The sequence below is a fragment of the Agathobaculum hominis genome (assembly GCF_014288055.1).
In the GTDB taxonomy this organism is placed as follows: Bacteria; Bacillota; Clostridia; order Oscillospirales; family Butyricicoccaceae; genus Agathobaculum; species Agathobaculum hominis.
On the sequence record NZ_JACOPK010000001.1, the window covers coordinates 238,764 to 259,040 of the forward strand.

Here is a 20,277-nt window from a genome sequence, read left to right on the forward strand (position 1 = left end):
CCCTGCCCCTTTTGTCTCTGCCGGGAGATCCCGGCCCTCACATTTGAAGGAATTCTTCCTCACTGATTATTTGTATCGGAATGCCCTTCTCAATATATTCCTCGGCCTTGCGGACCTTTCCACTCTTCTTCTCCCTGGGCGAACCGCCGCCGACAATGAGAAGATCGGTCTTTTTTGTCACATTATCGGCGTTTTTACCGCCGCAGTCTGCGATGCGCTGCATGGCTTCGCGGTCGCTCAGCTTCAGCAGCTCGCCCGTCAGCACGCAGGTCTTGTCGAACAGCGGATGCGCTGGATCGAACAGATCGGTCGCCGGGACGATGTCCTTTGCCTTTGGGCGCGACTGAAAATGCGCAAGCTGCGATGCGGTAACGCGCGGACGCGGCGCAGACGGAGCCGTTTTGCGCGGGCGCGGCGGCCGTGCCCATTGAACTGCCGCAGGATAATCCTCAGCAAGCCTTTCGAACACGCGGTATGTCGTTTCGCAGTCGCCGAGCGCACGGTGCGCCGTGCTCTGCTCCGCGCCGAGCGCCGCTGCCAGTGCTTCGAGCCTGTAGCTCGACAGCGTGAGGCAGCGCCGTGCAGTGAGCAGGGTATCGCAGCACCGGTTCCGGAGCGGGGAAATGCTCTGCTCCTCACAGATGCGGTTGATGATCGGCAGATCAAAATCCAGCAGATTTTGACCGACGAGCGGCGTATCTCCGATAAATGCGACAAATGCCGAAAGCGCTTCGCGAATTTCAGGCTGTCCGGCAAGCATATCGTCCGTGATGCCCGTCAGTCTGGCGCAGACCGGAGGAACGGGCGCAGAAGCCTGCACGAGCATGGAAAACTGTGCTGACGGCGTTCCGTTCTCAATGCGCAGCGCGCCGAACTCAATGATCTCAGCGGTCTGACGGTCGAGACCGGTCGTTTCGATGTCGATGACCGTGTAGACCGGGCAATCCGGTTCGGTCTCTGTACGTCTGGTGCGCGAGCCGGACTGCATATCGGCAAGACAGTCGATATGGATGGTGTGCAGAACGCCGCCGATATCAATGATGGCGTAGCGTTCGCCCTCGCAGCCGACGAGCTGACACGGCTCGCTCGTGCCGTTCAGCAGATCACGGTAAACAAGCGGCTTGGGTTCGACGGCTTTCTTCGGGGTGAGCCCGAGCTTCTTTGAGAGCGCAAGCAATTCCTCCGCGTTCTCTGCACGATGCCAGGGACGGGAAGGGGGGATCAGCATGATGTTTCATCTCCTTAAAACCGAAAAAGATGTGTATGTGTGTGCATTTCGGTGCAAAAATTTTCCCACTATCATTATGACGCATCGAACAGGCAATTGCAAATGTTTTTTAGAATGCTGTAAAACGAATGAAACGTTTTCGGAAACGGCATAAACTGGCTTGGATAGCCGGTATTTCCATTGCGGAACGGTTGCAAAACATGGTATACTTGCCGCAGAGCGGACGTAGAGCCGCCGTTTTACAGGAGGAAATAACATGAGCAGGATAAAGAAAATTGTTTTCGCCGCGCTGGCGGCCGCAGCGCTTACAGGAGCCGCCGGCGCAGTTCATCTGGACCGGCCGGTACAGGGGAGCAGCAGTGTGAGCGCAGGCATCCAGAGCAGCAGCGCCGCGAGCGAGGTCGTTCGTCTGACGAACAGCGCACGCAGTCAGAACGGCTATGCCGCGCTCGTCGAGGACGGTGCGCTCAGCGATGCGGCAGCGGTGCGCGCACGCGAGATCGCGCACAGCTTTTCGCATACACGCCCGTCGGGTGCGTCATTCAGTTCGGCGCTCAGCGAGAGCGGTGTGAGCTATCTCCGGGCGGGGGAGAACATCGCCTACGGCCAGAAAAGCGCATCCGAGGTCGTGAATGCGTGGATGAATTCGCCGGACCACCGCGCGAACATTCTGAACAGCAGTTACTCGCGCATCGGCTCTGCGAGCGTCAATATCGACGGCACGCTTTACTGGGTGCAGCTTTTCGCGGACTGACGGGCGCAGACAGGCACAGCCTTCCTGCTGCGCTGAATGCGAGACCGCGTGCGGACTGCATAAATCGCAGCGATTCTGCCATCTGCACGGACTTTTTCCGCCACCGTGCCGGAGATTTTCTGCCACCTTACCGGAGCACCTTGCCACTAAAAGTTCAGCCAGTGCAAGCACTGGCTGAGCAGGTGTCAATTTTCTAATACTGGTCCACATTCGTGCAATGTTTCTTCACAACATGCAAAACGCAATAACAATCCTCGAATTTCAGTCTTCGCCGCTACCTTTCTGCGCAGAAGCCTTTAATCCTTTACGTTCGCGCATCGAGATGCGTCCCTCAACCATAATCTCATACGAATTATGGATAATACGATCCATAATCGCTTCAGAGACTGGGCTGTCGGACTCTGGATTCGGGTCAATTCGGGTATACCAGCCTTCGGGCTGGTACTGAGTGCAAAAGAGCATTGAACGTTTACAGCGAGCTTCTACGATTTCCAGCAGATCATATGCTTCCTGCGGGCTCAGCGGACGAATCAGCCATTCATCCAGAATCAGCAAATCCACTTTCTTGTAGGCAGCCAGCAGCTTCTTCAGTTCGCCGCTGCTGCGTGCAATGGTGATTTCGTCTAATAATTCAGGCATACGAATGTAAGCGACTTTCTTAAACCGGCGGCAGGCTGCATTTCCAAGAGCGCAGGCGATATAAGTTTTGCCATTACCGGAGGCACCTTCCAAAATTACATGATGCCCTTCGTCGACATACTTGCAGGTAGACAGCCTCAGCATCTGAGACTTGTCCAGCCTACGGTCCTCGTAGTACTCAATGCCCTCCATCGTTGCGGAGGGGGCACTGAAATGCGCTTTTTTAATCAAACGTTCTACCTTGTTCGTCTGCCGCCTGTTCCATTCTGCCGTTACCGCCATACTGAAGCGTTCTTCAAAACTGAGTGCACGAAAAGAAGGCTCCTGGAGCTGAGCTGTAAACTCCGCAGCCATGGCGCTCAATTTCATATCTGTAAGCATATCCACCGTCTGCTGGTTCATTCGTGGTCACCGCCTTTCTTGAAGTAGGCCGCGCCGCGTGTAATTCCATAGCGATTCGAGTTTTGAAGAGATTCCTTAACAGCAGAATCCTTAGGCTTGATATCCAGCCTGCTTTTCAGGATACTGTTGATATTCCGAATCGAGGGCGTAGTTCCGTATGCGAGAATACGCATGCATGCCATTTCCAGACGTTCTTTGCTGTAGCGTTCGCCCAGCTTCATGAGGCTGGCACAGGCCTTATAGCCTTGCTCAGGAGCTTTGCCCGATTCGAGGAAGAATGTCACGACACGCTCCGCCATCGGCCCAGCAGACATAGCTCAAACACTAAAGTCATCTTCATTGCAGGTCATATATTTCTGATGCGATTCCGGCATATGCTCCAGCTTTACCAGAGGATCGTGCTGCAGCGTCTGTAAACGGCGGTGACTTGCAACGCGGCTGCCATGATAATAAACTTCCACCAGGTTTTTTGTAACGCGTATATCAACCTTTTCACCAATCAGATTATAGGGCACGGAGTATTTGTTTTTGCCATCAGAAATCAGGTAGTCGTTCGGAACCTTTGCCATAGACCAGACAGCGGCTTCAAACGGTACGGCGGGCAGCGGCAGCATATACGCCTGTTCTTCCTCCAGATAGGCGCTGCGGCGTGTACCGGGGCGCTGCTTGAACTCGCGGCTATTCAATTCTTCGAGCTTTTCAGCAACCGCTTCGTTGACTTCATTCAAGGAGAAAAATTTACGATCTCGCAGTGCGGCAATAATCCAGGTTTCAGCGAAACGGACAGAAGCCTCTGCCGAACTCTTGTCCTTTGGACGACGTACTCGTGCAGGAACAATAGCTGTGTTGTAATAGTCCGCAAGTTCCTGATAACTGCGGTTCAGCACCGTTTCATATCGAGTGTTAGACATAGTTGCGGTCTTGCAGTTATCCGGAATGAGCAGCCTGGCCACGCCGCCGAAATAATTGAAAGCGTGAACATGGCAGTTCAGCCAGTTCTCGGTTTTCATGTTATCGCAGGCTTCTGCATAGACATAACAGCTGCACGGGAGCACCGCTACGAACAGATAAGCCGCGCCCTGTTCTCCAGTAACCGAATCGTATACCGGGACAGTATCTCCGGCCCAGTCAACCTGGATTGCATCTCCCGGCTTATGCTGAATGCGCATGGTTGCCTTGGTAATGCGAGCCCATCTGCGGTATTTATCGCCAAACTGTGTACTCATGTACGGCGTGCGGCCGCTTTCATAACATTTGCGGCAGTATTCTTCCCAAAGAAGAGTCAGTGTAACGCCGGGCTTGGCCAGTTCGCGGTGGATGTACGGATAATCGGGTTCAACATACAGACAAACATTTTTGTATTTGTCCGGAAAGAACATCCGCTCCAGATCTGCATTCGTAATATCATCATCGATAGGCCAGCAGATGCCTAGCCGGTCTGCAGCTTCAAATACCGCCTTGCTTGTTTCGCGAGATGCAACCTTATTGCGTTCCATTTCGCGTTGACTGCATTTCCTACTTCGAAGCATAAGAATTTTCCTATAGTCCGTCATTTTTTGAAGGACCTCCTTGAAAGTAGTCACGACTTTTCAGCTCGCGCTTCTTTCATTATTAGGGAAAATCATCAAAGTGGCAAGCTGCTCCGGCGCAGTGGCGGAAAAAGTCCGGCAAGCTGGCAGGAAAAGTCCGTGTCAGTGGCAAAGTCGATCCGATTTATGCATGCGGACGGAGAAAGGCTGTGCTGTTTGTCTGTCCCGGCATGTTTCGGGTATGGATACAGACGCAAAAATGCGGCTCACTCTGATCAGTGAACCGCATTTCTGTTACTGCGTATCTTTTGTGCCGGAAACCGCTGGTTTTACTGGCTTTTCGCCGTTCTCTCAGCATATTCCAGCGCGGATATACAGACTTTCTTACTTGTTGAAGTAACGCTTCAGCAGGCCCTCGAAAGCCTTGCCGTGACGAGCCTCGTCGCGAGCCATCTCATGAACAGTGTCGTGGATAGCGTCGAGGTTGAGAGCCTTGGCGCGCTTAGCCAGATCGAACTTGCCGGCGGTTGCGCCGTTCTCAGCGTCAACACGCATCTGGAGGTTCTTCTCGGTGGAGTCGGTTACGACCTCGCCGAGCAGCTCAGCAAACTTTGCAGCGTGCTCAGCCTCCTCGTAAGCAGCCTTCTCCCAGTACAGACCGATTTCCGGGTAGCCTTCGCGGTGTGCGACGCGGGCCATTGCCAGATACATGCCGACCTCGGAGCACTCGCCCTCGAAGTTAGCGCGCAGATCAGCCATGATGTCCTCCGGAGCGCCCTGTGCAACGCCTACAACGTGCTCAGCTGCCCAGGTCTTGTCAGCGGACTGCTCCTTGAACTTCTCTGCCGGTGCGTGGCAGATCGGGCACTCTGCCGGAGCTGCTTCGCCTTCGTAAACATAACCGCAAACGGTGCATACAAACTTTTTCATGATGATTTCCTCCTGTTTCTTGTCCTGAATAGGTAGTTGGAATTTATTTGTTCTGTAAAAGCTTAGCCGGAAGGAAGCGATCCATCGTTATCGCAAAGAGCTGACCGCGCAGAGACCGGTTGATCTCCGAGAACACGCGGTGAAAGTCGCATTCATTCTGACTTCCCACATGGGTGCACTGAAATTCATTGGCGAGGCAATGGTTGATTGCGATCGGGCCATCGATACATTCAATGATTTCACCCAGACTGATTTCGGAAGGGGAGCGGTTGAGTTCATAGCCTCCGGCGACGCCCTTGTAGGACTTGGTGATACCGGACTGCGTGAGCTTGCGGAGGATCTTGAGAGCGAAACGGAGGGTGACTCCTGTCAGCTCGGAAATATCCTTGGCGCACTGCTTGCCGCCGGTAAGTGCCAGACAATAGGTTACGCGAATCGCGTAATCTGCCTCGTGTGTAATTCTCAACTTGTTCCTTCCTTTCTCTCTTGGAACAACTATAGTATAGCTCTGTTCCGCACAAATGTCAATAGGTTTTTATCAAAATAAATAAATAATTTTATTTGATAATAATTATCAATAATGATAAGAGATAGCATAGGTTGTTAACTATACTATTTAAGAATAGTATACCATAGAAGAGGGAGAAAGTCTATTTGTTTTGTATGAAAAACGGCTGTTTCTGCTTTAGGTAAAGCGGCGTGCCGCTGGAGGGGGATTTATGCTCAGGGTGAGCGTGCGCAGTGGCCGCCTTCGGCGGGCGGGGGAGCCGGTGTTCACCGGCGGGAATGCCGCCGTCTGGCGGCGGAGACAAAAGGGGCAAGGACACCAAATGGTTTCCTTGCCCCTCTTGACACCCCGAACCTTCCTTTGCGCTGACACATCGGAGATGTGCGGCGAAACGGGGGTTACGGGGGCTCGGTTCCGTGCGTCGATGCGCTTATGTGACGCTTTTATGCCCTGAATTCACTTTGCGTGATTTGCCGCGCATGACAGTGCGCGGCCAGACAGTGCAGGGCGGCGGCGTTCCGCTGCGAAAAGCTCCGCTTCCATCAAGCGTATGCCCTTGGAGCAGCAAACGCCCCTGTGGGCCCCTCGCATTTAGACGCGCGACCGCAGGGAGTCGCGGCTTAAAGGAAGATGAGGGGGAGTTAAGAGGGGGATAAGAAACCATTCGGTGTCTTATCCCCCTCTTGCCCCCGCCGCCGGGCGGCGGCAATGCACACGCCATGTCATGGCGAATATCCCCCGTCCCGGGAGGGCCTTCCTCGCCTCCACCGGCTGCGCCGCTGTATCGGCGGAAGGCCTGCCGTCTGCTTCGGGTGAAGCAGAAAAAAGCTTCGCCTCCGGCGGCAGGAATAATAAGGGCTTAGCCCTTATACGTCTCGCGGAAGTCGAGGAACTCGTCGTAGGTGCATTCCTTGTCGAGTACGCCCTTCTCGCGGATTTCAATGATACGGGTCGCGATCGTCTGAACGAACTCATGGTCGTGCGACGCGAACAGAACCGTGCCCTTGAAGTCGCGCACGCCGTTATTGACCGCCGTGATGGACTCCAGATCGAGATGGTTGGTCGGCTGATCGACGACCAGCACGTTCGAACCGAACAGCATCATGCGCGCGAGCATCAGGCGGACCTTCTCGCCGCCCGACAGCACGCGGACCGGCTTGTAAACATCGTCGCCCGAGAACAGCATGCGGCCGAGGAAGCCGCGCAGCGTGGACTCCAGCGTATCGGTCTGGGAGTACGGCGCGATCCAGTCGAGCATGTTCTCCTCGTGGCCGTCGAAGAACTCGTTGTTGTCCTTCGGGAAATAGCTCTGCGAGGTGGTAACGCCCCACTTGAAGCTGCCCTCGTCCGGCTTCATCTCGCCCATGAGGATCTGGAACAGCGTGGTCATTGCAAGCTCGTTGTCCGAGATGAACGCGATCTTGTCGCCGCGGCGCACGATGAACGAAACGTTGTCGAGCACCTTCTCGCCGTCGATGGTCTTGGAGATGCCGCGCACCTCGAGAATATCCTTGCCGGCCTCGCGGTCCTGCTGGAATGCGACCCACGGATAGCGGCGAGAGGACGCCGGCATTTCCTCGACGGTCAGCTTGTCGATCAGCTTGCGGCGGCTCGTCGCCTGACGGGACTTGGACTTGTTCGCTGCAAAGCGCTGGATAAAGTTCTGCAGCTCCTTGATCTTCTCCTCGTTCTTGCGGTTCTGATCCTTGATCATGCGCTGAACGAGCTGAGAGGACTCGTACCAGAACTCGTAGTTGCCGACATACAGCTTGATCTTGCCGTAGTCGATGTCGACGATGTGGGTACATACGTTGTTGAGGAAGTGACGGTCATGCGATACAACGAGGACGGTGCCCTCGAAGTCCGCAAGAAAATCCTCGAGCCAGCGGATCGCCTGAATATCCAGATGGTTGGTCGGCTCGTCGAGCAGCAGGATGTCCGGCTTGCCGAACAGCGCGCGGGCGAGCAGGACTTTGACCTTCTCGACGTCGCCGAGGTTCTTCATCTCGGTGTACAGAATGGCGTCCGCGTCCAGACCAAGGCCGTTGAGCAGCTGGCTGGTCTCGGTCTCAGCGTCCCAGCCGCCCATCTCGGCGAACTCGGCCTCGAGCTCGGCGGCCTTGTTGCCGTCCTCCTCGGTGAACGGGTCCTTCATGTAAAGTGCGTCCTTCTCGCGCATGACAGCGAGCAGACGCTCGTTGCCGCCGAGCACTGTGTTGAGAACGGTCTCGTCGTTGAAGGCAAAGTGGTCCTGCTTGAGCACGCTCATGCGCGTCTTGGGCGCGATGGATACCGTGCCGGTGGACGGGTCGAGGTCGCCCGACAGAATGCGCAGGAAGGTGGACTTGCCGGCGCCGTTCGCGCCGATGACGCCGTAGCAGTTGCCCTGCGTGAATTTAAGGTTTACGTCCTTGAACAGCGGCTCACCGCTGAAGTTCAGGCTCAGTTCGCTGATATTGATCATGTAGAAGCTTCCTCCATATGACGTGGCTTTCGTGCCTTTGTCTCCAATTATATAATCCTAATCAGTATAGCACAAAACAACGTGATTTTACAGAGTTTTTCTGCGTTTCTCTGTATTTTTGTTCATATTGTCTTGAAAACGCGCCCGGAAAGCGTTATACTGTATTCATCGTACAAAAACACGCAGACGCATGCCGGAGGAGGACTTCCTCCGGTCGTGAAACAGGAGGTCATTTCCATGTCTGAGCTTATGAACATCATCAAATCCCGCCGTTCCACCCGTGCCTTCAAGCCCGAGCTTCCGCCGGTCGAGCAGATCCGCCGGATCGTTGAAGCGGCTGAGTGGGCGCCGTCCGGCATGGGCAGATACAACTGGCATTTTTCGGTCGTTTACAACCCGGAAAAGACGCTGAAGCTCGCACGCGCTATCGCTGAGGCGGACAACCGCGGCCCCGAGTACAATTTCTACGGCGCGCCGGTCATCATCAACATCTCCTGCGAGCGCGACGACCGCAACGCCCTGCTCAACGGCGCGGCCGCTATCGAAAATCTGATGCTCGCGGCGACCGAGCTCGGCCTCGGCTCCTGCTGGATTAATCAGGTGCGCGACCAGTGCGACGTACCGGCTGTCCGCGCCCTGCTGACCGAGTACGGCACGCCGGAGGACCACATCGTAACCTGCTCCGCCGCTATCGGCTACATTGCAAAGGAGACCCAGCCGCACGAGCGCAGGGAAGGCGTCTGCAACATCGTCAAGTAAAAACGGGAAGGAAAGAAGGAATTTTCTATGACTTCTGAAATCGCAAAGCTCAAGGAATGGGTCGACGGCTGCGACAACATCGTCTTTTTCGGCGGCGCAGGCGTTTCGACCGAGAGCGGCATTCCGGATTTCCGTTCGGTAGACGGTCTGTACAATCAGCAGTACAAGTATCCGCCGGAGACCATTCTCAGCCACACGTTTTTCCTCAGCGAGACCGCAGAATTCTACCGGTTCTACCGCGCGAAAATGCTCGCGCTCGACGCGCAGCCGAACGCTGCGCACCTCAAGCTCGCAGAATGGGAGCGCGAGGGAAAATGCCGCGCTGTCGTCACGCAGAACATCGACGGACTGCACCAGAAGGCCGGCTCGAAGGAGGTGCTCGAGCTGCATGGCTCGGTGCTCCGCAACTACTGCATGCGCTGCCGCAGGCCGTATCCGGTCGAGAAGATCGCCTCCGGCACCGGCATCCCGAAGTGCGACTGCGGCGGCACGATCAAGCCGGATGTCGTTCTGTATGAGGAGGGACTCGACAGCTATACCATCAACAAGAGCGTTGAATACATTTCCAGAGCGGATATGCTGATCATCGGCGGCACGTCGCTCGCGGTTTACCCGGCGGCCGGTCTGATCGACTATTATCGCGGAAACAAGCTCGTTCTCGTCAACAAGTCTCCTACTCCGGCAGACCGCAGAGCCGATCTGGTCATTCACGCGCCGATCGGCGAGGTATTCTCGCAGCTTTAGTTTCAAAGTGCACAAAAGGAGAGCGCATCGTTCAAGACTGCGCTCTCCTTTTTCTGTTTGCGGAAATGAAAAGGGACAGGAGCCATGCGGCATCCTGTCCCTTTTGCTCTGCCCCGGAGGGAGACTTGATTTTTAGTTGAATGCCTGCTCAAGGTCAGCCAGAATATCGTTGATATTCTCGGTGCCGATGGAGAGGCGGATGGTGCCCTGATGGATACCCTGATCCTCGAGCTCCTCAGCGGTCAGCTGAGAGTGCGTGGTGGTAGCCGGGTGGATGACCAGGCTCTTGACGTCTGCAACGTTCGCGAGCAGAGAGAAGATCTGGAGCTTGTCGATGAACTTGAACGCTGCGTCCTTGCCGCCCTTGATGTCGAAGGTGAAGATGGAAGCGCCGCCGTTCGGGAAGTACTTCTCGTACAGAGCGTGGTCCGGGTGCTCCGGCAGAGACGGATGATTAACGTGCTCGACCTGCGGATGGTTCTTGAGGAATTCAACGACCTTTTTGGTGTTCTCGACATGGCGCTCGATGCGCAGAGACAGCGTCTCGGTGCCCTGCAGGAGCAGGAAAGCGTTGAACGGAGAGATGGCAGCGCCGGTGTCGCGGAGAAGGATTGCGCGGATATAGGTTACGAAAGCAGCCGGGCCGACAGCGTCCGCGAAGGAGATGCCGTGGTAACTCGGGTTCGGGTCAGCGATCGGAGCGTACTTGCCGGAAGCCTTCCAGTCGAACTTGCCGGAATCGACGATAACGCCGCCGAGGGTTGTGCCGTGACCGCCGATGAACTTGGTTGCGGAATGTACAACGATGTCAGCACCGTACTCGATCGGACGGATGAGGTACGGAGTGCCGAAGGTGTTGTCGATGACAAGCGGCAGGCCGTGCTTGTGCGCGATCTTAGCGATCTCCTCGATGTCCGGAATGTCGGAGTTCGGGTTGCCGAGGGTCTCGATGTAGACAGCCTTGGTGTTGTCCTTGATCGCGCCCTCGAGCTCTGCGAGGTTGTGCGCGTCAACGAAGGTGGTCTCGACGCCGAACTGGGGCAGGGTGTGCGCGAGCAGGTTGTAGCTGCCGCCGTAGATGGTCTTCTGCGCTACGATGTGGTCGCCTGCCTGAGCGAGCGCCTGAATGGTGTAGCTGATCGCTGCTGCACCGGAGGCGGTTGCCAGAGCTGCGACGCCGCCTTCGAGAGCTGCAATGCGCTTCTCGAAAACGTCCTGCGTAGAGTTGGTCAGACGGCCGTAGATGTTGCCTGCGTCGGCAAGACCGAAACGGTCGGCTGCGTGCTGGCTGTTATGGAAAACGTAAGAGGTGGTCTGATAAATCGGAACTGCGCGGGAGTCGGTTACCGGGTCCGCCTGCTCCTGACCGATGTGAAGCTGCTTGGTTTCAAATGCCCAATTTGCGGTGTTCTTGATCTCTGCCATGATAATGTTCTCCTTTTTGTTTCAGTAAGTGTTTTCTTTTTGTTTTACTGTCCTGTGCACGAGCCGCCCGGGGCCGTGGGCTCACAAGAAAGGATCACATTCGTCCGCAACGGAAATTGGCACGCAGCAGCTTTTCGAAGTAGTATCGCATGACCGCGTCTCCTTAAATCATATTATTTCACTGGGAATGCTATGATTATACCCGACCGTGCGGCTTCTGTCAACCCCTTTTCGCAAACTTTTTCAAAAACCTTGCGGATTAGTATGATTATAGCAAAAGAAGGGCATATGCCCTTCACTCTTTCCCCTCAGCAGAGGGTAAGCGGTTCCGCCGATACAGCGGCTCGCCGCTGGAGGCGAGATTTACGCTCAAAGTGAGCGTGCACAATGGCCGCCTTCGGCGGCCGGGAGTGCCGGTGTTCACCGGCGGGAATGCCGCCGTCTGGCGGCGGAGACAAAAGGGGGCAAGGGCACCAAATGGTTCCCTTGCCCCCTCTTGACTCCCCCAAACCCTCCTTTGCGCCGCGACGCCCTTCGGTTGCGCGGCGAAACGGGGGTTACGGGAGCTCGGTTCCGTGCGTTTTTCAGATTATATGTGGCTGTAATGCCCTGAATTTACTTTGCGTGATTTGCCGCGCATGATAGTGCGCGGCCAGACGGTGCAGGGCGTTCGCCTTGTTCTGCGAAAAGCTCCGCTTCGATCATGGGTGTGCCCTTGAAGCACTAGACGTCTCTGTGGGCCCCTCGCATGTAGACGCGCGACCGAAGGGAGTCGCGTCCTAAGGAAAGGTCGGGGAGTCAAGAGGGGCAGGGAAACCTTGGTGTCCCTGCCCCTTTTGTCTCTGCCGGGAGACCCCGGCATCCCCGGCCGCCGAAGGCGGCCATTGTGCACGCTCACCTTGAGCGTAAAGTCGCCTCCAGCGGCGCACCGCTGTATCGGCGGAATCGCTTACCCTCTGCTGAGGGTAAAGAAAGAAGGGCGCTCGTCGCCTCCGACGGCGAAAATCAAGCCTTTTTCGCCTGCTTCCGCTCCACAGCGGATTTCACGATCAGTATGCCGATCAGACACACAACACCCATCAGCACAATGGTTCCGCCGGGCTTCAGTCCGCCGTAGTATGCAATGACGAGTCCGGAAATAGTGAACAGCTCGGCAAAGCCGATGGAGGCCCAGACCGTGCCGCGGTAGCTCCTCGCAAGCTGCATCGCGCACGCAACGGGAAGAACCATCATGCTCGATACGATGAGCGCACCGACCGTTCGCGCGGCGATCGCGACCGTGACGGCGGTGAGCATGGTAAAAATCGTGGAGACGACATTAACCGGCACGCCTGAGAGCCGTGCGGCGCGCTCGTCGAGCGCAATGGAGAACAGCTCCTTATAGAGCAGCACGCTCGCAAGCAGCACGAGCAGGCTGACCGCCGCGACGCTGTACAGCTCCGCATCGCTGATCGCGACGATCGAGCCGAACAGGAAGCTGTTGAAGTTCGCGGCGTTCTTCGTGAAGCCGGACAGCACGCCGGCGAGACCGACGCCCGCCGACAGCATGACCGAGATGGAAAGCTCGGCGTAGCGGGGGAACCTGCGGCGGATGCCTTCAATGCCGAACGCCGCGCCGACGCAGAAGACCGACGCGCCGAACACCGGGTTGACATTCAGCAGCAGACCGGCCGCGACGCCGGCGAGCGAGGTGTGGCTGAGCGCATCACCGAGCATGGACAGGCGGCGCAGTACGACCGTCACGCCGATGAGCGGTATAATGAGCGCGAGCAGCACGCCGACGATAAACGCGCGCTGCATGAACGCATATTCAAACATTTCCATGGCTGCCTCCTGTGTGGGTGTGATGGTGCGCGAGCTCGTCGAGGATCTCGTCGGGCGTGAGCGCGTCGACCGTGCCGTCCTCCAGACGGAGCACGCCGGTCACGTCGTGCGCGACGGCGCGGATGTCGTGGGTGACGAGCAGGACGGTGATGCCGGTCTCGCGGTTGAGCCGGTGCAGCAGCTCGCGGAATGCGGCGGCGTTCTGTGCGTCTACGCCGGTCATCGGCTCGTCAAGAATGAGCAGCGACGGCTGTCCGGCGAGCGCACGCGCGAGCAGCACGCGCTGTCTCTGACCGCCCGACAGGTCGCCGATGGGGCGCTTTTCAAAGCCGTCCATGCCGACGAGCGAGAGCGCGCGGGCGATCTCCTTTCGATGGGAGGCGTTCGCGAAGCGGAACAGACCGATCTTCTTGTACAGGCCGGCGCTCACGACCTCGCTGACCGAGGCGGGGAAGTCGGCGTAACCGGCCTGCGTGCCCTGCGGCACATAGCCGATGCGCGGCCAGTCGCGGAACGAGCGGATCGGCTGGCCGAGCAGAGAAAGAGAGCCGGACGTCGGCGTCAGCTCGCCGAGCAGCAGCTTGAGCAGGGTGGATTTGCCGGCGCCGTTCGCGCCGATCAGAGCGGTATACGAGCCTTCCGGAACGGAAAAGCTGACGTTTTCGAGCACGGGGAGCGTGCCGTAGGAGAAGGAGAGATTGTGCGACTCGATCGCGGTTCTGGTTTCCATTTTAGTTCAGCGCCTCCATCAGTGCGGCAAGGTTGTCGTGCATGACCGAAAAATAATCGGCTCCGGCAGCGGCCTGCTCATCGGAAAGCCCCTCGAGCGGACTGAGCATCTTTGCCTGTGCGCCGGTCTCGGACGCGATGGCCTCGGCGACCTTGGGCGAGACCAGCTCCTCGAAGAAGATGGTCGAGATGCTGTGTTCACGGACGAAGTCGATGACCTCCGCCATGCGGCCGGGGTCCGGCTCGGAGTCGGGGGACAGGCCCTCGATGCCGACCTGCGTCAGACCGTAGGCATCGCAGAGATAGCCGAACGCCTCGTGAGCAACGACGATGGTGCGGTTCGGCAGGGGCGCGAGCTTTTCGCGGAATTCTGCGTCGAGTGCGTCGAGCTCCGCGGCGTATTTTTCATAATTTGACTGAAAAACGGTGGAGTTTTCCGGATCTGCCGCGCAGAGCGCGTCCCGGATCGCCTCCATCTCGATCTTGGCGTTCTCGGGGTCGAGCCAGACGTGCGGGTCGAAATCACCGTGATGATGGTCGGCGTCCTCGTGCTCGTGGGCGTGCTCATGCTCGCCGTCGGTCGTCCGCAGCTCAACGTTCTCGGACGCCTCGACCACACGGAGCGTGTCGCTGCGGCTGACGAGCAGATCGTCCGCCCACGGCTCCATATCCGCGCCGTTATAGATGAAAACGTCGGCCTTTTCGAGGTTTTTGAGGTCGTTGGTGGACGGCTCCCAGTCGTGCGGCTCGGTGCCGGAGGGGACCATGTTAGTGACGTCGATGCAGTCGCCGCCGATCTTGCAGGCAAAGTCGTACATGGGGTAGAAGCTCGTCAGCACGCGCAGACGGCCGTCGCCCGCGGCGGTGTCCGCAGGCTGCGTACCGCAGCCGGTGAGCAGAGAAAGCGAAAGTGTGCACGCGCACACGAGAGCGGAAAGACGATTAATGTTCATGGCAGCAGCCTCCTTTGCAGCTGTGTTCACTGTGCTCGATGCCGCCGGCGCATTTGGCGCACAGGCCGTACAGCACGGTGCGCGAGGGCTCGATGCGGAAGCCGTGCGCGCCTTCGAGGTGCTGCGACAGCTCGTCGAGCATATGGCATTCGAGCGGGCGGGTTGCGCCGCACTGAAGGCAGACGAGCTTGCCGTGCGCGGCGGTCTCGGGGCGGCCGACATAGCAGTAGCGCGCGCTCGAGCGGTCCACGGAGGGGACCTTGGAGACGACGCCGTCCGCGACAAGGCGCTCTACGGTGCGGTAAACGGTGGACTGGCCGACCGAAATGCCGTCCTGCGTCAGCCGCAGGCGGATCTCATCAACGGTCAGAAACTGCTCCTCCTGCTCCTGGAGCAGGGCGAGGATGCTGTCCTTTTGTCTGGTATGGTACTGCATATATCGTATCCTCCGAAAAGAATAAAATTGAAACTGATTTTCATTTTGATTTATATCATACGCTTTACAAAGCGTTTTGTCAAGGGGGAGAAATACAGCATTTTCGTCAAAAACGTATAAATACCCGCGATTCACTTGCCTGCAAGGGGGAGGGTGTGGTATACTATAGGATAATTGGGCTTTGCGGTGCGAAACGGGCATCCGCTCGCCGCGCCGTGCTGCAAGGAGGAGAAGCTGCACTATGATAATTACCTGTCCGCATTGTCAGGCCGAGCATGACTATAAGGTCATCGACCATATCAATATCGACCGAAATCCCGAGCTGCGGGCAAAGGTGCAGGATCTTTCCTGCTTCCGGATCAAATGCCCAAACTGTGGGGAGACCGCGCTCGCGGTGCATCCCTGTCTGTATCATGACATGTCGAACCAGTTCATGGTCTGGCTGTGGCCGGAGCAGGACAAGGCGCCGAAGGCGGAGTTCGACCCGCTCGCAGGCTACAGACTGCGCATCGTGGACAGCCTCAACGGCTTCCGCGAGAAGATATCCATCCTCGAGCACGGTCTGGACGACCGCACCATCGAGATCATGAAGCTGCTGCTGTTCTCGCAGCTTAACCGCGATCTGGATGTGGTCGAGCTGCTGTTCCACGAATACGACGAGCGCACGGGCGATTTCCGCTTTGTCGCGGTCCTGTCGGACGGCGCGGAGCAGTATGCCGCCATGCCCGGCGCGGCGTACCAGCGTCTGCATGAGGATGTGGACGCATACCTGTATACGCCCGGCGGCGAGTTTGCGCGCATTGACATGCAGTGGGCGCAGCAGGCGCTGGAGCTGCTGCACGAGCTGGGGTAAGACTGCCGCGTGACTGCCGTGCGGCAGTCTTGCCGCATAAAGACAGAGCGTTATCGGCAAAAAAATAAACCGGCGTTTGCCGGTTTATCCGAAGAGCAGCTGTGTGACGGTACCGCCGACGGCGGCGAGGATGAAGGTCGCCAGAATGACCGGCGCGGCTCTGCGGCGGCCCTGCTTTTCGCCGAGGAGCACGATATAGCCGAAGCCTGCGCCGGTCGACAGACCGGCGACCAGCGCGCCGAAGCTGATCGTGCCGCTGACATAAAGCTCGCTCAAAAGCACGCTCATCGCGCAGCTCGGCACCAGCCCGAGCACTGCGCACAGCAGCGGCTGAAAAATGCTGCCGCCGAGCAGAACAGAGGCGAGCCTGTCCTCGCCGACTGCGAGCAGCACGAGATCCAGCGCGAGCAGCACCGCGAACAGAAAGAGCGAGGTCTTGAGCGTATGGCCGAGGATGTTCGGCAGCGGCTCACCGCAGCCGCAGGCGTTCAGCTCGATCTCGAGCGGCTCGTCGAGCTTTACCTCGCGCCTGCGGAACACGGTACAGCGCAGCAGATAGCCGCCGAGTGCGGCAAGAACGAACTTGACGACGAGCAGCGCGAGGATGCTTTTCGCGGACGCGCCGCCTGCCAGCATCACGGGCACGGCCTCGTCCGAGGTCGCGAGGAATACTGCGACGAGCGTTGCCGGGGCGAGATAGCCGGCGGAAAACAGTGCGCTCGCAGCGGCGGAAAAGCCGCACTGCGGAATGCTGCCGGCCAGAGCGCCGACCGCCGGTCCGAACTGCGCCGTGCGCGAGAGCAGGGCGGGCGTGTCGGTCAGCCGGTTTTCGATATAATAGAGCAGTGCGTAGACGAGAAGCAGCAGGGGAACGGTTTTCAGCACATCGAAAAACGCATCCTGCGCGGTCGAAAGTACAGCAGTCATGTCATTTTTACCTCTTCATTCAGATTGCCGTCTCTGCGGCGGCAGAACTCAGTATACCACATCCCTGCCGTTTTCTGCAATCGGGATTTGCAGCGTGCGGCCGGATTTTCAAGAAGGAAACGATATATTTTTATGAAATTCAAAGAACTGAAACTGAACAAGAATATCCTCAAGGCGCTTGCGGAGGCCGGCTATGAACAGCCGACTCCCATCCAGGAGCAGTCTATCCCGTCTGTTCTCGAGGGGCGCGATCTGCTCGGCTGCGCACAGACCGGCACGGGCAAGACCTGCGCGTTCTCTGTGCCGATCATCCAGCGTCTGGACGAGGACGCAGGCCGCGGCATCCGTGCGCTCATCCTCACCCCGACGCGCGAGCTTGCGCTCCAGATCTACGAGAACGTCTGCCAGTATGCGCGCTATATGCCGGTGACGGCGGCGGTCATCTTCGGCGGTGTGTCGCAGGTGCCGCAGGTCGAGGCGATCGAGCGCGGCGCGGACATCCTCATCGCGACGCCGGGCCGTCTGTGGGACCTCATGGGTCAGAAGATCGTCAAGCTGAACAAGGTCGAGACCTTCGTCCTCGACGAGGCCGACCGCATGCTCGACATGGGCTTTTTCCCGGACGTCAAGCGCATCGTAAAGCAGCTCCCGGCCAAGCGCCAGACGCTGCTGTTCTCCGCGACGATCCCGAATGAGATCGCCGACCTTGCGGAGAGCATGCTCAAAAATCCGGTCAAGATCTCGGTCACGCCGTCCGCGCGTCCGGTCGAGAAGATCGAGCAGCAGATCTATTTCGTCGAGAAGGCAGAGAAGCGCACGCTGCTGCCCGAGATCATCCGCAGGGCGAACGTGCATCAGACGCTCGTCTTTACCCGCACCAAGCACGGCGCGGACCGCGTTGCGCGCGACCTTAACCGCGCGGGTATCCTGACGCGCTCCATTCACGGCGACAAGTCACAGAACCAGCGTCAGCGTGCGCTTTCCGACTTCAAGGAATGCAAGATCGCGGTGCTCGTGGCGACCGACATCGCCGCGCGCGGCATCGACATCAGCGAGCTGCCGCTCGTCATCAACTTCGATCTGCCGAACATCCCGGAGACCTATGTGCACCGCATCGGCCGCACCGGCCGCGCCGGTCAGGAGGGTACGGCGATCTCGTTCTGCGACAGGTCGGAGCGCCCGTACCTCGCGGATATCGAAAAGCTGACCGGCATCCGCATTCCGGTCGCGGGCGAAATTCCGCACGACGAGAGCAAAGATAAGGAAAAGCTCGAGAAGCAGCGCCGCGCATCCCGCGCAGCGGGCCGCCGCCGCGATACGACGAGCGAAAATGCGTCTGCGGAAGCGGTAGCCGAGGAGGCCGAGCGCGAGAAGCAGGCAAAGCGCAAGGCGCGCACGGCGCGCGCAGCGGCATCCGGCAAAAAGCCGCGCCGCGAAAAGGAGCAGGTGAAAAAGCAGGAGCAGCAGGCGAAGTCGGCCGCGCCCCGTGCGTCCCGCTCCTCGCACCGCCGCCGCGACCCGTACGCACGCTTCGAGAAGAACGAGCCGCGCTTTGACGCGCACACGCCCTCGCGCGCTTATGCGCTGAGCGACGAGGCCTCCGAGCGCATCCGCCGCAAGGTCGAGGCCGCACTCGCCGCGCGCAGTGAGCGCCTGCTGAACGGCGATAAGGCCGAGGACAAGCCGAAGAAGAGCGCAAGAGGCGGCCGCAGCGGCAGAAACAGCCGCGGTGCGCACAGCAAGCACCCGGCACAGGAGGCGCAGGCAAAGACGGCGGATGCAAAGCCTGCCGCGCCGCGCCGCCACCACCGCCGCCGCACGCCGAAAAAGCCGCAGCAGCAGAAGTAAGGGGACTTCGCAGCTGAGAAAAACAGAGGAAACGGCCGCCGGGAGGGAGAGAACCGGCGGCATCGGTAGAGATAAATACGAAAGGGACGATTTGGGACCATGAACGGCGCAAAACACCGCTTTTCCCTGATTTTGACCTGTCTGCTGCTGACGGGTCTGACCGTCGTCTATCCATTTCTGCTGTATACGGACAATGCCTTCGTGACCAAGTGGCGCGAATGGTACATTGAGACGGCAATGGGTACGATGACCCACCAGTGGCTCGCCACGAGCTTTATTCCGCACGACATGATCGAAAAGGTCATGGCCAAGCGCTATCTGATGAACCAGAAGCAGGCCGGCGCGGAGAGCTTCTGGGACTTCACGCTTGACACGGACGGCGAGGAGCAGGCCATCAGTCCGAAGGCCAGATTCTATAAGCTGTACAGCGAGCTGGACGAGACCGAGTTCGAGAGCTTCCTCGACGAAAATCCGGACATCAAGGAACAGGGCTACGAGGGCTTTGAGTTCGATTTCATCGATGACGCGACCACGAAGGGCTACGACACCGGCCTCAAGACCCGGCAGGGCGACCCGGTGCTGGCGCTCGATGTAAAGCATGGCATCCTTATCGTCGAACAGACGGGCGAGGACGCGCTCGGACTGGAATATGCAGGCAAGCTCGCGCTCTGCAAAAAGCCGGAAAACGTCTATGTCGGCACCTGCGAGGGCCTCGGCGACTACGGCTCGTACGTTTCGGAGATCGTCAGCCGCTATGACGCCGTGCTCGGCATCAACGCCTCCGGCTTTGCGGACTACGAGGGCAACGGCACGGGCGGTCTGCCATACGGCTTCCTCAAGAGCGAGGGCACCGAGATACAGGGCGCGGTCGGCAACGGCTGGAAGATCATCGGCTTCGATGAGAGCAATCATCTTCAGGTCGGTGAGTTCTCGGACACGAGCGGGCTGCGCGACGCGGTCGAGTTCCATCCGGCGCTCATCATCAACGGCCAGAACCTTGTGGCCGGTACGGGTCTGAACGATCAGCAGCCGCGCACCGCCATCGGTCAGGCCAAGGACGGCACGGTGCTCATGCTCGTCATCGACGGCCGTCAGTTCCACTCGTTCGGCATTTCCATCGAGCGCTGCGGCGAGATCATGGGCGAGTACGGCGCGTATCAGGCGTCCATGCTGGACGGCGGCTCGTCCTCGGTCATGGTCTACAAGGGCCGCGAGATCACGAGTCCGACCACGCTCTCGCAGAATGAAGAGGGCAGAACCCTGCCGGACGCATTCCTCGTCAAGTGAGGGTAAAAAGAGAGAGGAAAACGGCTCCCGGTGAGATT

General features: G+C 58.3%; 19 protein-coding genes. 6 read left to right on the top strand and 13 right to left on the bottom strand.

From position 1 onward, the window contains the following. Window positions 1–37: 37 nt before the first annotated feature. A complete protein-coding gene (locus H8S02_RS01170; RefSeq protein ID WP_186968858.1) occupies window positions 38–1,228 on the bottom strand; it encodes an exonuclease domain-containing protein in 1,191 nt (396 codons plus the stop codon). Between the two features lie 256 nt (window positions 1,229–1,484). Between H8S02_RS01170 and H8S02_RS01175 the strand changes: the two genes are divergently transcribed. Beyond that, a complete protein-coding gene (locus tag H8S02_RS01175; protein WP_186968859.1) occupies window positions 1,485–1,982 on the top strand; it encodes a CAP domain-containing protein in 498 nt (165 codons plus the stop codon). A 261-nt stretch (window positions 1,983–2,243) separates the two neighbouring features. Here H8S02_RS01175 and H8S02_RS01180 read toward each other — a convergent pair whose 3' ends face one another. The 6 genes from H8S02_RS01180 to H8S02_RS01200 all read right to left on the bottom strand — a co-directional run bounded on the left by H8S02_RS01180 (window position 2,244) and on the right by H8S02_RS01200 (window position 8,454). Further along, a complete protein-coding gene (locus H8S02_RS01180; protein WP_186968860.1) occupies window positions 2,244–3,023 on the bottom strand; it encodes an ATP-binding protein in 780 nt (259 codons plus the stop codon). Then, entirely contained in the window at window positions 3,020–3,337 is a 318-nt protein-coding gene (locus H8S02_RS12430) for a hypothetical protein (protein WP_243166348.1), read from the bottom strand. Before H8S02_RS12430 ends, H8S02_RS01180 begins: the two co-directional genes overlap by 4 nt. A gap of 3 nt (window positions 3,338–3,340) precedes the next feature. Beyond that, window positions 3,341–4,576 (bottom strand): IS21 family transposase, encoded by a 1,236-nt coding sequence (gene istA / locus H8S02_RS01185; RefSeq protein WP_407926390.1) that lies wholly within the window; start codon window positions 4,574–4,576, stop codon window positions 3,341–3,343. Between the two features lie 360 nt (window positions 4,577–4,936). Then, window positions 4,937–5,482 (bottom strand): NADH peroxidase, encoded by a 546-nt coding sequence (locus H8S02_RS01190; RefSeq protein ID WP_186968861.1) that lies wholly within the window; start codon window positions 5,480–5,482, stop codon window positions 4,937–4,939. 43 nt (window positions 5,483–5,525) lie between these two features. Continuing rightward, entirely contained in the window at window positions 5,526–5,948 is a 423-nt protein-coding gene (locus tag H8S02_RS01195) for an RrF2 family transcriptional regulator (RefSeq protein WP_118722221.1), read from the bottom strand. Between the two features lie 901 nt (window positions 5,949–6,849). Then, entirely contained in the window at window positions 6,850–8,454 is a 1,605-nt protein-coding gene (locus tag H8S02_RS01200; protein WP_186968862.1) for an ABC-F family ATP-binding cassette domain-containing protein, read from the bottom strand. A 237-nt stretch (window positions 8,455–8,691) separates the two neighbouring features. Between H8S02_RS01200 and H8S02_RS01205 the strand changes: the two genes are divergently transcribed. Together H8S02_RS01205 and H8S02_RS01210 are read left to right on the top strand one after the other, a co-directional pair. After that, window positions 8,692–9,213: a nitroreductase family protein gene (locus H8S02_RS01205; protein WP_118686477.1), complete on the top strand. Its 522-nt coding sequence runs from the start codon at window positions 8,692–8,694 to the stop codon at window positions 9,211–9,213. A gap of 27 nt (window positions 9,214–9,240) precedes the next feature. Beyond that, complete coding sequence (locus H8S02_RS01210; protein ID WP_186968863.1) at window positions 9,241–9,957, top strand: NAD-dependent protein deacylase; 717 nt, start codon at window positions 9,241–9,243, stop codon at window positions 9,955–9,957. Between the two features lie 132 nt (window positions 9,958–10,089). On the opposite strand, the gene H8S02_RS01215 is transcribed toward H8S02_RS01210, so the two are convergent. The 5 genes from H8S02_RS01215 to H8S02_RS01235 all read right to left on the bottom strand — a co-directional run bounded on the left by H8S02_RS01215 (window position 10,090) and on the right by H8S02_RS01235 (window position 15,324). Beyond that, window positions 10,090–11,382: an O-acetylhomoserine aminocarboxypropyltransferase/cysteine synthase family protein gene (locus tag H8S02_RS01215; RefSeq protein WP_186968864.1), complete on the bottom strand. Its 1,293-nt coding sequence runs from the start codon at window positions 11,380–11,382 to the stop codon at window positions 10,090–10,092. A 1,005-nt stretch (window positions 11,383–12,387) separates the two neighbouring features. Then, window positions 12,388–13,206: a metal ABC transporter permease gene (locus H8S02_RS01220; protein WP_186968865.1), complete on the bottom strand. Its 819-nt coding sequence runs from the start codon at window positions 13,204–13,206 to the stop codon at window positions 12,388–12,390. Then, window positions 13,193–13,936, bottom strand: a complete 744-nt coding sequence (locus tag H8S02_RS01225; RefSeq protein WP_118686473.1) for a metal ABC transporter ATP-binding protein — start codon at window positions 13,934–13,936, stop codon at window positions 13,193–13,195. Before H8S02_RS01225 ends, H8S02_RS01220 begins: the two co-directional genes overlap by 14 nt. Window position 13,937: 1 nt before the next feature. Beyond that, window positions 13,938–14,888, bottom strand: coding sequence for a metal ABC transporter substrate-binding protein (locus tag H8S02_RS01230; RefSeq protein WP_186968866.1), 951 nt, complete (start codon window positions 14,886–14,888; stop codon window positions 13,938–13,940). Then, entirely contained in the window at window positions 14,878–15,324 is a 447-nt protein-coding gene (locus H8S02_RS01235) for a Fur family transcriptional regulator (protein ID WP_186968867.1), read from the bottom strand. The genes H8S02_RS01230 and H8S02_RS01235 overlap by 11 nt, the downstream gene beginning before the upstream one ends. Window positions 15,325–15,565: 241 nt before the next feature. On the opposite strand from H8S02_RS01235, the gene H8S02_RS01240 reads away from it, so the two are divergent. Next, on the top strand, window positions 15,566–16,177 hold the full coding sequence (locus H8S02_RS01240; protein ID WP_186968868.1) for a CpXC domain-containing protein: 612 nt from the start codon (window positions 15,566–15,568) through the stop codon (window positions 16,175–16,177). Window positions 16,178–16,261: 84 nt separating this feature from the next. Here the strand turns inward: H8S02_RS01240 and H8S02_RS01245 are convergent, their stop codons facing one another. Continuing rightward, window positions 16,262–17,104, bottom strand: coding sequence for a putative manganese transporter (locus H8S02_RS01245; protein WP_186968869.1), 843 nt, complete (start codon window positions 17,102–17,104; stop codon window positions 16,262–16,264). Between the two features lie 132 nt (window positions 17,105–17,236). On the opposite strand from H8S02_RS01245, the gene H8S02_RS01250 reads away from it, so the two are divergent. Both H8S02_RS01250 and H8S02_RS01255 read left to right on the top strand, forming a co-directional pair. Further along, window positions 17,237–18,952 (top strand): DEAD/DEAH box helicase, encoded by a 1,716-nt coding sequence (locus H8S02_RS01250; RefSeq protein WP_186968870.1) that lies wholly within the window; start codon window positions 17,237–17,239, stop codon window positions 18,950–18,952. A 99-nt stretch (window positions 18,953–19,051) separates the two neighbouring features. Beyond that, entirely contained in the window at window positions 19,052–20,239 is a 1,188-nt protein-coding gene (locus tag H8S02_RS01255; RefSeq protein ID WP_186968871.1) for a phosphodiester glycosidase family protein, read from the top strand. Window positions 20,240–20,277: the final 38 nt, after the last annotated feature.

Coding starts and splice junctions, on each gene's coding strand:
- H8S02_RS01205 (WP_118686477.1), top strand. CDS start 8,692: ATGTCTGAGCTTATGAACATCATCAAATCCCGCCGTTCCACCCGTGCC.
- H8S02_RS01210 (WP_186968863.1), top strand. CDS start 9,241: ATGACTTCTGAAATCGCAAAGCTCAAGGAATGGGTCGACGGCTGCGAC.
- H8S02_RS01250 (WP_186968870.1), top strand. CDS start 17,237: ATGAAATTCAAAGAACTGAAACTGAACAAGAATATCCTCAAGGCGCTT.
- H8S02_RS01175 (WP_186968859.1), top strand. CDS start 1,485: ATGAGCAGGATAAAGAAAATTGTTTTCGCCGCGCTGGCGGCCGCAGCG.
- H8S02_RS01190 (WP_186968861.1), bottom strand. CDS start 5,482: ATGAAAAAGTTTGTATGCACCGTTTGCGGTTATGTTTACGAAGGCGAA.
- H8S02_RS01225 (WP_118686473.1), bottom strand. CDS start 13,936: ATGGAAACCAGAACCGCGATCGAGTCGCACAATCTCTCCTTCTCCTAC.
- H8S02_RS01180 (WP_186968860.1), bottom strand. CDS start 3,023: ATGAACCAGCAGACGGTGGATATGCTTACAGATATGAAATTGAGCGCC.
- H8S02_RS01235 (WP_186968867.1), bottom strand. CDS start 15,324: ATGCAGTACCATACCAGACAAAAGGACAGCATCCTCGCCCTGCTCCAG.
- H8S02_RS01200 (WP_186968862.1), bottom strand. CDS start 8,454: ATGATCAATATCAGCGAACTGAGCCTGAACTTCAGCGGTGAGCCGCTG.
- H8S02_RS01220 (WP_186968865.1), bottom strand. CDS start 13,206: ATGGAAATGTTTGAATATGCGTTCATGCAGCGCGCGTTTATCGTCGGC.
- H8S02_RS01230 (WP_186968866.1), bottom strand. CDS start 14,888: ATGAACATTAATCGTCTTTCCGCTCTCGTGTGCGCGTGCACACTTTCG.
- H8S02_RS01245 (WP_186968869.1), bottom strand. CDS start 17,104: ATGACTGCTGTACTTTCGACCGCGCAGGATGCGTTTTTCGATGTGCTG.
- H8S02_RS12430 (WP_243166348.1), bottom strand. CDS start 3,337: ATGTCTGCTGGGCCGATGGCGGAGCGTGTCGTGACATTCTTCCTCGAA.
- H8S02_RS01170 (WP_186968858.1), bottom strand. CDS start 1,228: ATGCTGATCCCCCCTTCCCGTCCCTGGCATCGTGCAGAGAACGCGGAG.
- H8S02_RS01240 (WP_186968868.1), top strand. CDS start 15,566: ATGATAATTACCTGTCCGCATTGTCAGGCCGAGCATGACTATAAGGTC.
- istA (WP_407926390.1), bottom strand. CDS start 4,576: ATGACGGACTATAGGAAAATTCTTATGCTTCGAAGTAGGAAATGCAGT.
- H8S02_RS01255 (WP_186968871.1), top strand. CDS start 19,052: ATGAACGGCGCAAAACACCGCTTTTCCCTGATTTTGACCTGTCTGCTG.
- H8S02_RS01215 (WP_186968864.1), bottom strand. CDS start 11,382: ATGGCAGAGATCAAGAACACCGCAAATTGGGCATTTGAAACCAAGCAG.